Origin of the sequence: uncultured Maribacter sp., from assembly GCF_963977385.1 — a bacterium.
Taxonomy (GTDB): Bacteria; Bacteroidota; Bacteroidia; order Flavobacteriales; family Flavobacteriaceae; genus Maribacter.
Genome location: NZ_CAXBOU010000010.1, coordinates 141,746 through 154,584 on the forward strand (window position 1 = coordinate 141,746; position 12,839 = coordinate 154,584).

9 protein-coding genes are annotated in these 12,839 nt (G+C 32.2%); 7 read left to right on the plus strand and 2 right to left on the minus strand.

Going from position 1 to position 12,839, the window contains the following annotated elements:
* Nucleotide 1 precedes the first annotated feature (1 nt).
* Genes AAC084_RS12120 through AAC084_RS12140 form a run of 5 tightly spaced genes read left to right on the plus strand, consistent with a single transcriptional unit; the run spans nucleotide 2 to nucleotide 8,056 of the window.
* Nucleotides 2–370 carry a response regulator transcription factor gene (locus AAC084_RS12120; RefSeq protein WP_339840463.1) on the plus strand — a complete coding sequence of 123 codons (369 nt, stop codon included), beginning with the start codon at nucleotides 2–4 and terminating at the stop codon, nucleotides 368–370.
* Nucleotides 371–374: 4 nt separating this feature from the next.
* Nucleotides 375–2,915 carry a hypothetical protein gene (locus tag AAC084_RS12125; protein WP_339840464.1) on the plus strand — a complete coding sequence of 847 codons (2,541 nt, stop codon included), beginning with the start codon at nucleotides 375–377 and terminating at the stop codon, nucleotides 2,913–2,915.
* Nucleotides 2,908–4,338, plus strand: a complete 1,431-nt coding sequence (locus tag AAC084_RS12130) for a glycosyltransferase (RefSeq protein WP_339840465.1) — start codon at nucleotides 2,908–2,910, stop codon at nucleotides 4,336–4,338. Before AAC084_RS12125 ends, AAC084_RS12130 begins: the two co-directional genes overlap by 8 nt.
* 8 nt (nucleotides 4,339–4,346) lie before the next feature.
* On the plus strand, nucleotides 4,347–6,728 hold the full coding sequence (locus AAC084_RS12135) for a sulfatase-like hydrolase/transferase (protein WP_339840466.1): 2,382 nt from the start codon (nucleotides 4,347–4,349) through the stop codon (nucleotides 6,726–6,728).
* A complete protein-coding gene (locus AAC084_RS12140) occupies nucleotides 6,728–8,056 on the plus strand; it encodes a YaiO family outer membrane beta-barrel protein (protein ID WP_339840467.1) in 1,329 nt (442 codons plus the stop codon). The genes AAC084_RS12135 and AAC084_RS12140 overlap by 1 nt, the downstream gene beginning before the upstream one ends.
* A 145-nt stretch (nucleotides 8,057–8,201) precedes the next feature.
* On the opposite strand, the gene AAC084_RS12145 is transcribed toward AAC084_RS12140, so the two are convergent.
* Nucleotides 8,202–9,503 carry a hypothetical protein gene (locus tag AAC084_RS12145; protein ID WP_339840468.1) on the minus strand — a complete coding sequence of 434 codons (1,302 nt, stop codon included), beginning with the start codon at nucleotides 9,501–9,503 and terminating at the stop codon, nucleotides 8,202–8,204.
* Nucleotides 9,504–10,265: 762 nt separating this feature from the next.
* On the minus strand, nucleotides 10,266–11,129 hold the full coding sequence (locus tag AAC084_RS12150) for an RNA polymerase sigma factor RpoD/SigA (RefSeq protein ID WP_339840469.1): 864 nt from the start codon (nucleotides 11,127–11,129) through the stop codon (nucleotides 10,266–10,268).
* 172 nt (nucleotides 11,130–11,301) lie between these two features.
* Between AAC084_RS12150 and AAC084_RS12155 the strand changes: the two genes are divergently transcribed.
* Entirely contained in the window at nucleotides 11,302–11,811 is a 510-nt protein-coding gene (locus tag AAC084_RS12155) for a DUF6155 family protein (protein ID WP_339840470.1), read from the plus strand.
* 3 nt (nucleotides 11,812–11,814) lie between these two features.
* The gene (locus tag AAC084_RS12160) at nucleotides 11,815–12,744 is read left to right on the plus strand and encodes a glyoxylate/hydroxypyruvate reductase A (protein ID WP_339840471.1); all 930 of its coding nucleotides are present in this window, start codon (nucleotides 11,815–11,817) and stop codon (nucleotides 12,742–12,744) included.
* The last annotated feature ends 95 nt before the right edge of the window (nucleotides 12,745–12,839 follow it).

Genomic DNA, 12,839 nt, shown 5'->3' on the forward strand with positions numbered 1-12,839 from the left:
TATGGGTAAACGTGTACTATTAGCAGATGACGACCAACTTTTAGCTTCGTTGTTAAACTTCAGGTTAAAAAAGGGTGGTTATGAAGTGCACCATTCATCAAACGGTAAAGAGGTAAAAGAATATCTTAAAACCGAAATACCAGATATCATTGTTAGTGATATTATGATGCCATATTTTTCTGGTATTGAGCTAATTGATTTTGTGAGAAACGAATTAAAATCGAATGTACCTATAATTATAATTTCATCTGCTGGTAATGAGCAAAATGTACTTAGCGCATTTGAATTAGGTGCCAACGATTTTATTACAAAACCTGTAAGTCCAACCGAACTATTAGTACGTGTAGCAAGAGAAATAAATAAAAAATAATTTGTTGATTCCCCCAAGACAAATAAAAATAACGCTGATTACGGCACCAGAATTCAATTTGGATTATCTCTGGTGGTTGTCCATTTTATTTATGGTACTGGCTGTATTGTATTTTGTTGGAATATTCTTTATCAGAAATAGGATAAATGCTATTAATGGTCGCACAAGAGATAAAAAAGTAGAGTTCTCCCCAATGATTAATGAGTTTTTATTCTATGAAGACTCAAATAGTAAGGAGGAAAAAATGAATTATTTAAACCTTAAAATTCAGATTAGGGAATTAATCAAAGAAGACTTTGATAGAAATGTATTGACCGAGGTTCTACTTGATTTACGAAAAGATTTGTCTGGCCAATCACAAACAGTTCTAATTGATCTTTATAAAGATTTAGGATTACATAACGATGCTTATGAAAAATTATCGAGCAGAAGATGGCAAATCGTTTCTAGTGGAATTCTAGAGTTAACCTCTATGGATGTCAAGGAGTCTTATGGACTGATTATAAAATTCATAAATCATAGACAAGGTACCATTCGTAAACAAGCTGAAATAGCTGTAGTAAACCTTAAGGAAGAAGGTATTGGGTATTTCCTAGACAATACAAAATATAAAATTTCTGAATGGCAGCAATTAAAACTTTTGGATGTACTTAGGCATAAGCCAAATTTTGAGCCGCCATTGTTTGGTTTATGGTTGACATCTACCAATAGCCATGTAGTACTTTTTTCTTTGCGATTAATTAAATACTATAAACAGAGTAATACAGAGCAGTCTATCGTTACACTTTTAAAACATAAAAAGAGGGACGTACAGTCAGAGGCAATAGATTGTATAAAAGAGTTCTTTTTTATTAGTGCTTTACCAACACTGAAAATGGTGTATGGCAAAGCTAGTAATGACATAAAGATTGCAATTTTAGATGCTATAGGGGAAATCGGCTCTAAATCAGATTTAACGTTTTTAGAGGGCTTAAAGAATAAGGAGAAGAATTTTAATGTTAAGAATAAAATTGTCGGCACGTTAAATAAACTTGATCCAGAAAGTATTTTACCTACAAAGAATATAGCTGGTTCTGATTATTTCTCAAGTGAATTGGAGAATAATGAGGATGATAGCGAAGTACCAGCAAGTATAGACAATGAGATTGCGGTTGAATTACCAGTAACCATATCTAATAATATCATTGAAGTTAAAGATGATGTACCAGTAGAAGAAACAAGTGAACCAATAATTGAAGAAGAAATTGTCATTATTAACTCTGATGAAAATTCAGTACATATTAAACCAGAGTTAAACGAGATAATTAGTATTACAGATAGCGAAGTGCCAGCAAGTATAGACAATGAGATTGCGGTTGAATTACCAGTAACCATATCTAAAAATATCATTGAAGTTAAAGATAATGTACCAGTAGAAGAAACAAGTGAACCAATAATTGAAGAAGAAATTGTCATTATTAACTCTGATGAAAATTCAGTGCCTATTAAACCGGAGTTAAACGAGATAAATAGTATTACAGATAACGATGTTATCGAGGAAAATAACATCGTAGAACAAGAACCTGATGATGATTTAATTTCTGAAATTGATTTAACTTTTTTACCCAAAATCAACAATAATGTTATTGAAGAAGATGTAAATATTCAATCACATATAGAGAATACTCAAGAAGAGGAAAAAGAATTGACTTTTGAATTTTTACCATTAATTATATCTAATGTAATTGTTGAGGAAAGAATAACTAATGATGAGCAGGAAGATTTTGTACCGTTGTTTTCGTTAGATGATGATATTGATATAGAGTGTAATGATATAGAGCATGAAAATGATATTGCGCCTGAAGATGAAATTAAAGAAATTGATTGGTCTAGTATTTCAATTAAAAGTTCTATAGACGCAAATGAAGATGTTGAAACTAGTAAAGAACCTTTAGTTTCATTTGAAAATGATACTGTAACTTTTTCTGCCAATTTCATAGAACAAGATGAACTTGATACTATGGTGCTGTTAGAAAATATAGCCGAAATGGGTGATTGTCGAGAACTCCCTATACTTCATGAACTATTAGCTGATACCACATCACCACTAATATTAGAACGAATTACTGAATTGATACAGAAGTTTTCATATCAATCACCTCGTCCTAATGCATTGTTCTCATCAAAAAATGACCTAGCAGAAAGTGTCTTTACTGAAATTTATAATCTTTCAGATAATGAAACCAAATTTATATTGTTAGAAGAGATCAAAAGAATAGGAGATGAAAAGGAAATTCAATTATTAGAAACTGTAATTGAAACAGAGTCGAAAGCATTAGCTAAATCCGCTAAATCTGTATTAAAACATATTAAATCCCAGATTGCATTAACTAATGTAGAATTAAAGACAACTGATGAAAATGAAGATCCATTATTCGATGTTGATTTTGAATTAGGATTTAGTGAGGCGTCTAGAAGAATGATGAACTCGAACGAAAATGGTTCAACTTTATTTGACCATTTATGCTCCATGTCTAATACCTTATACAATAAGATAAATGGATAGTGAACTATTCGGCATAGTACTAGAATATATCAATTTTGTATTCTTCCTGTTTACCATGATATTATTTATCATGTTTTCTGCTATGGCTTATTTTTCAACCAGAAACTCTATTCACTATAGAAATAAAAACAGTTTTACCGATATTACAAAAATTATGGCTTCTCCTTTGGCGCCAACAATTACGATAATTGCTCCTGCCTATAACGAAGGACTTACTATCGTAGAAAATATAAGGTCATTGTTGTCATTACAATATGTGAATTATGATGTTATGGTTGTCAATGACGGGAGTAAAGATGACACCTTACAAAAATTGAAGATTGCCTTTGACTTGGTGAAAATGGATACAGAAATGGATCCTGATTGGAAATCAAAACCAGTAAATGCTATTTATAAGTCTCAAAATATGGCATTCGCTAAATTGACAGTTGTCGATAAATTGAATGGAGGTAAATCGGATGCCCTAAACGCTGGTGTTTCCTTGTCTACTAGTAAATATGTTGGTTGCATTGACGTAGACTGTTTGCTGCAACCTGATGCCCTATTGCACGTAGTAAAGTCATTTTTTCAAAGATCTAAAAAACGAGTTATTGCTGTTGGCGGTGTTATACGAGTTGCCAACTCTTGTGTAATTGATGGCGGACAGTTAGAAGAAATAAGATTACCGACAAATTGGTTAGCCCGATTTCAATTATTAGAATATACCCGCTCCTTTATCTTAGGTAGAATGGCTTGGGGTAGAATTGATAGCTTATTAATTATTTCTGGTGCATTCGGATTTTTTGAGCGTGAAATTGCACTTGCCGTAGGGGGTTATGATACTAATACTGTTGGTGAGGATATGGAGATCGTATTTAAAATGCGACGGTACATGCATGAACGAAAAGAGCCGTATACCATTGAATATATACCCGATCCTTTATGTTGGACGGAAGTACCTGAGGACTTAAATATTCTTGTAAATCAAAGAGATCGTTGGGCGCGTGGTAATCTAGAAACCTTGTTCAAGCATAAAGACATGTTGTTCAATTCTAAGTTCGGTAGACTAGGTTTATTAAGCTATCCCTATTGGTTTTTCTATGAATGGCTATCTCCATTGTTAGAGTTTTTTGGCTTTTTCACCATTATATTGTTTGCATATTTAGGTATTCTTAATTGGGAATTTTTTTTACTTATAACATTGGCTATATATCTGTTTTCTGTTATGATTTCATTTTATGCCATTCTATGGGATGTCTACTCATATAATCAATATAGGCGCACAAAAGATATTTTAATATTAATGGGACTAGCCTTGCTAGAGCCTTTTGTTTTCCATCCAATTGTGGTTTATGCTGCAGTTAGAGGTAACTATAAAAAATTATTTAATATAAAGTCTGGTTGGGGATCCCAGGTAAGAAAAGGTTTTGCTAAAGCAACTTAAATTATAAAATGAATACAAGTACAATAGATAGATATTCTTTAAAACAGTATACGCGGCTTATGATATCCTTTTTTGGATGTTTGCTCATATTGACGCTTTTTCAATATGGTGTTCTATATTATAAAGGTGTTCTAGATAGTATTTTCACTGTTAGCTTGTTAAAGGCCATAATACATCAAATAGGGTTCACGGCGATTACAGGAATAATCATGGTATTTCCTTTCAATTTCTGGGAGAATCTAAGATCTAAGTACGGATTTAATCTTGTCTTTGTTCTGCTCAGCTTCATTTTAATTATTGAAGCTATGCTTACTAGTTATTATTGTACCACATTGGTTCCTTTAGGTTCTGACCTTTTAGGGTATAGCTATTCGGATATGAAAATAACCTTGGCCAATTCTGGCGGATTCATGATTTCCGTTTATTTATTTATAGGTGTTATTTTCTTAATAACTCTATTTCTAGGCTTTTATAGAGTTACCTCTAGGTTCTATCACAGAATCAGTAAAATGTACCCTTTTACCATTGTACTCTTCAGCTTATTTGTTGCATCCTTATTTACTGATGGTAAACCAATAAATCAGAATAAAACTCAATACTTGGCTGTAAACTTATACAATAGTAGTACTGAAGACAACTCGTATACGTCTACAGAAGAATATCCATTGGTTAAAAAACCAAATATTGTAAACGTATTAGGTGAGTATTTCGATCTAAAAGAAAAAAAACCGAATATCGTTTTTATAATGGTTGAAGGTCTTGGTAGAGATTTTGTAGGGGAAGGTGCTGAATATGGTGGTTTTACACCGTTTCTTGATTCTTTAAGTACCAAGTCGTTATATTGGGAGAATTTTTTAAGCAACACAGGGAGAACATTCGGAGTATTACCTTCTTTATTAGGCTCACTTCCTTTTGGGAAAAGCGGATTTATGGAATTGGAAGAGTACCCCAATAAACTGACCTTATTTAGCGTACTTAAAAATAACGGTTACCATACTTCATTCTATCAAGGTACTAATAGCTCTTTTGATAAAGTTGATAGGTTTCTTAAAAGTGAGAATGTTGATTTTGTTTTAGATAAATCTGGTTTTGGTGTTAATTACGAACAGCAGGCAGAAGATGCGGCCGGTTCTTCTTGGGGTTATCCCGATAAAGAACTATTCAAAAAAAGTATTAGCCTACCTCGAGAAGAAAATCAGCCTAGACTAGAAGTTTATATGACCATTAGTACACACGAACCTTTTATTCCACCTAATCAAGAATACTATGAGCGTGAGGTAGAGACAATTCTTTCAAAAGGTGATTTCAATTCAAGAGTGGAAAATGTTATTGAGAAAAATGATAATGTATTTGCCACGTTATTATATACCGATGAGGCTATAAAATGGTTTATGGATGCGTATAAATCACAACCTAATTATGAGAATACCATATTTATTATAACTGGAGATCACAGGCTTATTCCAATACCGCAACGTAATAACATAAGCCGTTTTCATGTGCCTTTGATTATGTATAGCCCTATGCTAAAGACTACTCGCAAAATAAGCTCGGTTTCTTCTCATTTCGACGTAACACCTTCCATTTTAGCATTATTAGAAGATTCGTACGAATTGAAGATGCCAAAAAAAGTAGCTTGGATGGGTGGTGCGTTAGATATGCAAACTGCTTTTAGATCTACCAAGAATATCCCTTTAATGAGAAATAAGAATGAATTGAAAGAATATATAAGCGGAGAAAAGCTGTATACGGATGGAGATATTATGGAGTTAGATGAAAATATGGATATAAGTTCTGCTTTTGGTGGTGGCTCGGTCGAAGCGACACTTGAAAGGTTCAAATCTATAAACCATTATGTAACTACTGAAAACAAAATAATACCTGATAGTCTTGCCATTTTCTCGATTCAGAAAGAAAAATTCACTGATACTGAAACCGTATGGCTAAATAGTGTTTATGATGGTAAAGATTCTGATAAAGGATATTTTAAAGCACGGGAATTAGCATGGAATAAAAAATGGGACAAAGCATTATTGTTAAGTCGATATAATTTATCTGAAGCTCCTAGCCATATAGATACTAAGATATTAATGGGAAGAGTAAATTCATGGAAAGGAAATCATGATATAGCTATTGAAATTTTGAAAGAATGCATTAGTATGAATCCGAATTATATCGATTCTTATGCTGCTTTATTCGATGTATTCTTTTGGTCAGATAAACCTCGGGAAGCTTTAGAGCTAATTACAGCTGTAGAAGAGAATAGTGCTAGTGCCAATGAATTATCTGCTAAAATTTCACGAGCCCGAAATCAAGCTAGACAAGCGAATATAGATGTCCATAATGTTGTGGAAAATACAACAAAAGCACCCTTGACATCCTCAAAATAATGAAAAACAAGATTATACAATGTGTCTTATTCTTACTGCTGATCTGTGTATACAGTGTCAGTGGGCAAGATATAAACACTATTGAAAACAAAGCTCCAAGTTTTGAAAAAGCCTATGAATTAGCTTATGATGGTAAAACGTCAACTGCTAATAGAATGTTAAGCACTTTGGCTACTAAAAGTCCAGATGATACCAATTCTAAATTATTATGGGCCAGTACCAATAGTTGGGAAGGCAATTACGAAAAAGCACGCGTACAATTCAATGACCTATTATCTAATGATAAAAGTAATCGAAGTGCATGGTTGTCCGCTATTAAAAACGAACTATATGCTAAAAACTATTATATCGCATTAGGGCTGTCAAATAAAGCATTAATCCATATAAAAAAAGATATCGAAATTGAAAGATTAAGAACTCTAGCTTTAAACGGTGTTAATACCGTTGAATATGATGATTATAATTGGTCAGATTCAAATGATAATTTAAATAAACTTGAGAACAAGGAAGATGTTAAAAACAATATAGCGGAAGAATTGGCTATTGATTCTAGTAAAACGAATATTGTAGACAAATCAATTGAATCAACTGAAGAATTCAAAAAAAGTGTTACGTTCAATAGTTCTTTGTCCGTTTTTAATGAAGTATTTGATCCTATGAGTTATGCAAGTATTTCATACAAACAGGAAACAGCTTTAGGGAGCATAATTCCAAGAATAAATTATAGTAATCGATTTGGAATAAATGGAGTACAGTACGATCTTGATTTGTATCCTAAAATTACTAAGGGATTATATGCCTATGTAAATTACGGATATTCAAATTCAGAAATTTACCCTAATCATAGAGTAGGTGGAGATTTGTATTTAAATATAAAAGGAGGACTCGAGTTTTCTGCAGGAGGTAGGTTTATTAGTTTTACAAATACTGACGTTTCGTTGATAACAAATTCTATTGGCTATTATACCGGTAACTATTATTTTTCACTGCGTTCATATATTACCCCTAGTAAAGATAATCTGACAAGTCTATCAGGAAATATATTGGTACGTAAATATTTGAAAGGTGCTAAAAATTATTTTGGAGTAAACGTTGGAGTTGGTTATTCACCAGAACTTAGACAATTAACTTCTCAAAGTCAAATTTTGGCAGAAACCTTGCTTTATTTGGAATCACAACGACTTAGTTTAGAATATCAATTTCCAAGTAAAAATGACATGAGTACATATAGTACCTCTATTGGAATAACGAGAGAGGAACTTTCCTTTTCCCCAGGTAGTTTTTTCTGGTCTTTATCAGCGGGTCTTACCTATTCGGTTAAATTCTAGGAATTTTAAGGGCAACTGAACTATACTGTCAAATAGAACAGTATTCCTTTTAATGTATTCAATAATATAATAAACAAAAAAAATAGTATTAATAATTGTTATTATTAAATTCTAACCCCAGTTTCTTTACAAGTAAGTTAATGCGCTATTTTAATGGTAACTCAGGTTGCATGTCTGATATCCATTTATCTGCAAACATGCCATATACTAGGCCTATTTCATTTTCTTGCACATAAGCTTCATCTTTACCTACATCATAATTAACATTGTAGACATACACTTTTATGCCTTCATCTTTTAACTGTAGTATAAGCTTTTTTTGGCTCTTAATTATTTTTCTAGAAAGACCAACATACATTACATTATTGACTTTTAAGAAGTTTATTTTATCGTCTTTTAGTTCAAGTAATGCTTCTTGCGTAATCATGGTATGTATACTATGTTCTGATGCTTTTTCTATTGCCATAACACTATATAGCTCCATAATAAGACGGTCTTTATCAATAAAGGCATCAGCGAAAGAAATGGGGTCGTTTACCTTATCAGTTACTAAAGAAGCATCTGGGTGCTGCTCGAACCAGGTATTGATACCTTTCATATCTAATGTAGAATAATCGCCATATATTTTTTGTGTAACAAATTGAGCATGAGTAGGAGGTAGGGTACCTGTATAATCAGTAAAACGGGCCCACATACCCCAATCATGAGCTGCAACCAAATGACCGTCTGAAGTCTCTATAATATCCAATTCAAAAATTCTGAATCCCTTTTTATAATTCTGATCAAGAGCATCTTTTGAATTGGTTGATTTAATTCCGTTTACTTCACCGCCAGCTTCAGCAATATATCTATTGATGTTAGGCTCGAAATCATATGTAATTTTTGGAAAGTAAATATGTTTGTCATTGATTTCAGCAGGTACTGAAATAGTTTTAACAATGGAATTGTCATGTATTTCTTCAACAATACTCCCATTTAAATTGTGCATTATGTATGCCTGTCTTCCTTGTAAGTTACTCAATTGAACTAAACCTTGAGATTCTAAAGGTTTTATAAAATCTACTAAACTGGCAGCTGCAGAATCATGGGCTAAAAGAGCGAAGTTTGATTTAATCTCTATCATTTGAGTTAACACAGTTAAAAATTCTTGTGCTTCATTCTTACTACCGTATGTATCATAGGTTTTATATTCAATATTTTTAGAATCAAGAAAATGAATAATCGTTATTCCTCGCTCAATAGATTCCGTTTGTGATAAATACGTAAACGAACTTTGTTGATGGGTATTAAAACTTTGACTGTTCAATATTAATTCTCCCGGTGTCGTTTTTTTAGAAACCACAGCTAAAGGTTCAATTGCAAAACTGGTAGTTGTACTTGTAATAAATACAAAAAATATAAATAGCTTAATTAAGGAATTATAGTTACGAAGGGGATATGCATTCATTTAATTTCATCTTTACTATGACAATCATTTAGTACTCTAAAAGGTTAAATATGACTGTAGAATGAAAACGAAATTTTACGAGTCATATTGTAGCATAATTTTTATGATTTTAAGGGAGTGAAAGATGTTTTTAAATTGATAAAAATGTAAGGACTATTATTAATCAATATCAGTTATAATAAAATTTCTTATAAAATTGAATGTTGAGATTTATTTAAAAAATAATCCAGTATTACTGAGGTAATCGACAAAACACCAAAAAACAGGATAAACTACACTTTACTAAAGGCCAGTAAACACCAGTGTTGCAGCATTATTTAATGTAAACAACACTTTTATATAGGTTTTACAACAAAAACAAAAAGGTTCACCACATTTTATTGTCGCGCCTAGTTCTTCAATATATATTTACTTCAAGATTTATTTACCCAAATCAATTTTAATTTTAAACCTACAAAATGCTTTACGACACTTACGGTGAAGAGTACCTAGTATTTCTTCAAGATTTAAACGAAATTTTAAGTATCAACGAATTAGCTGAGTTAGATTATATGTAAACGGTAACCAAACCACTAAAAATTAAATTCACATGGCACATCAAAATCAAGATTTTTCATCTTATCAAAATTTCATTCAGGATTTAAATTCTATCCTAGTTAATTTCAACATTAACAAATTGACCTATTCTTAATGTGTAACATTAAGAAAAGAGAAAGCGCCCGTATAAACGGGCGCTTTCTCTTTTTATAAAAGTAATTCTATTTATCCTAAATACGTTTTTAACAACTTACTTCTTGAAGCATGACGCAATTTACGTATTGCCTTTTCACGAATTTGTCTTACACGCTCTCTAGTTAAGTCGAATGTTTGTCCAATTTCAGCCAAAGTCATTGATTGCTGATCACCAATACCATAATATAACTTAACAACATCAGCTTCTCTAGGAGATAATGTATCTAAGGCTCTATTAATTTCTGTATTCAATGATTGTTGCAATAATTGATTATCAGGTCTAGGTGATTCACTAGAACGTAATACATCATAAAGGTTAGAATCCTCACCTTCACGTAGTGGTGCATCCATAGATACGTGTCTACCTGAATTCTTAAGTGATTGCTTTACTTCAGAAACGGTCATTTCCAATTCCTTTGCAATTTCCTCTGGAGATGGTGGTCGCTCGTGTGCTTGTTCTAAATATGAAAATGTCTTTTTAATTTTATTTATTGAACCAATTTTGTTCAATGGTAAACGAACTACTCTAGACTGTTCTGCTAAAGCTTGTAAAATAGATTGTCTGATCCACCATACTGCATAGGATATAAATTTAAACCCTCTAGTTTCATCAAATCTTTTTGCTGCCTTTACTAAACCTAAATTTCCTTCATTAATTAAATCAGGTAATTTTAAACCTTGATTTTGATATTGTTTTGCCACCGAAACCACAAACCTTAAATTTGCAGTCGTCAATTTTTCTAAAGCTGCTTGACTACCTTCCCTTATCTTTTGTGCTAACTCTACCTCTTCATTTGCAGTAATCAAATCAATTTTACTGATATCTTGCAAGTATTTATCGAGTGATTTAGATTCACGATTCGTTACCTGCTTAATAATCTTTAGTTGCCTCATATGTATGTATGGAATTTAGAAGTTCTACAAGTTTACAGTATACCACAAATTATCGTCTTTACCAAAGAAAGTGAGTTATACTTCTACACTATTTATGAGGTTTAACAAAGAATTATGCATTTAGGACATTTAAACAGTAAGGCTTATTTTTGAACCTACACAGATATTTTATATGAGTAAAAGAGCCTTAAAAACGTATTTATCCAAACTACCAAAAAAGGCATTGGAAGAACAGATAGTAGAACTTTATGAAAAATTTCCTACTGTAAAAACCTACTATGACTTTGCTTTTAACCCGAAAGAAGATAAACTGGTACAGGATGCTAAAGCAAAAATATCTAATGAATACTTCCCGCTAAAAAGAAGACGACCAAAAGCACGACGTTCTGTTGCTCAAAAATTCTTGAAGCATTTTATTAAATTAGGTGTAGATCCACATTTAATAGCAGATGTAATGTGCTATAATCTTGAAATTGCACAGACATTCTCTATGGAGAAAAATGTACCTGATTCTTTCTTTAGAAGTATGCTTAACTCGTTCAAAGAAGTTATTCAGTTTACCACAGTTCAAGGTATTCTACCGGAATTTAAAGAACGGATTTTAAAAATTTATACAGAAACCCAAAACCAAAAATGGCTTTTTGAAGATGAATTTTCAAAGGCTTTGGATATAATAGATTAGAATATGGCGATAGTAATTATTAGACAAGACAATAAAATTGAACTTTGGAAAAATGCACTTTTGAAAGCAGATAGTTCTTTAGAAGTTTACAGTTATTTAGAGGAACATCCAAAAGATGAAATAAACATGGCTGTCATCTGGAAGCATCCTAATGGTTCGCTTACCGAGTATCCCAACTTAAAATGTATTGCCTCGGCAGGGGCCGGTGTCGATTATATATTCGAAGATGTAACTCGACCTAAAGAAATCCCTATTACCCGTATTGTTGACCCATATTTGGCTAGCGATATGTCTGAACATGTTTTGGCGGTGATTTTAGCTCATCTTAAAAATCTGAATACTTATAAATCAAAACAAATAGCGAATGTTTGGGAACCGATGGATTATTTGAGAATAAAAGATGTTACTGTTGGTATTTTAGGTCTAGGGGAGTTGGGTTCTCTTACTGGTACGGACCTTATTAAACACGGATTTACAGTTCAAGGATGGAGTCGTAGTAAAAAGAATATCGATAATATGAAGACTTATAATGGTCCCGAATCATTATCAGAATTTCTTAAATCAACAGATATTTTAATCTGCTTATTACCTTTAACGCCTGCTACCGAGGGTATCCTAAATAAAGAACTTTTATCTCAACTACCTAAAAATGCATTCGTAATCAATGTTGCTAGAGGCGGCCATTTAGTAGATGAAGATTTACTAGAACTTATAAATAGTGATCATCTTTCAGGAGCTTGTTTAGATGTTTATCATTCAGAACCATTACCAACTTCGCATCCATTTTGGAACCATGATAAAATACACATGACTCCCCATTATGCCAGCGTTTCAGATACCAATTCAGTTATTCCCCAATTAATCGAGAATTATAGAAGATTGCAATCTGGTAATGAACTTCAAAATAAAGTGGATATGAACAAGGGGTATTAATATTGTGTATTTAATTTTTTTTATTTCTTTTACCGATAAAAATCCCATAATTTTATAAGGTTTTTGCATTATTAATTTAATTAACGCCTACACAC

What these genes read in the sequence shown, in the direction of transcription:
- AAC084_RS12140 (WP_339840467.1), top strand. Translation starts at nt 6,728, where the DNA reads ATGAAAAACAAGATTATACAATGTGTCTTATTCTTACTGCTGATCTGT.
- AAC084_RS12160 (WP_339840471.1), top strand. Translation starts at nt 11,815, where the DNA reads ATGGCGATAGTAATTATTAGACAAGACAATAAAATTGAACTTTGGAAA.
- AAC084_RS12135 (WP_339840466.1), top strand. Translation starts at nt 4,347, where the DNA reads ATGAATACAAGTACAATAGATAGATATTCTTTAAAACAGTATACGCGG.
- AAC084_RS12120 (WP_339840463.1), top strand. Translation starts at nt 2, where the DNA reads ATGGGTAAACGTGTACTATTAGCAGATGACGACCAACTTTTAGCTTCG.
- AAC084_RS12130 (WP_339840465.1), top strand. Translation starts at nt 2,908, where the DNA reads ATGGATAGTGAACTATTCGGCATAGTACTAGAATATATCAATTTTGTA.
- AAC084_RS12150 (WP_339840469.1), bottom strand. Translation starts at nt 11,129, where the DNA reads ATGAGGCAACTAAAGATTATTAAGCAGGTAACGAATCGTGAATCTAAA.
- AAC084_RS12155 (WP_339840470.1), top strand. Translation starts at nt 11,302, where the DNA reads ATGAGTAAAAGAGCCTTAAAAACGTATTTATCCAAACTACCAAAAAAG.
- AAC084_RS12145 (WP_339840468.1), bottom strand. Translation starts at nt 9,503, where the DNA reads ATGAATGCATATCCCCTTCGTAACTATAATTCCTTAATTAAGCTATTT.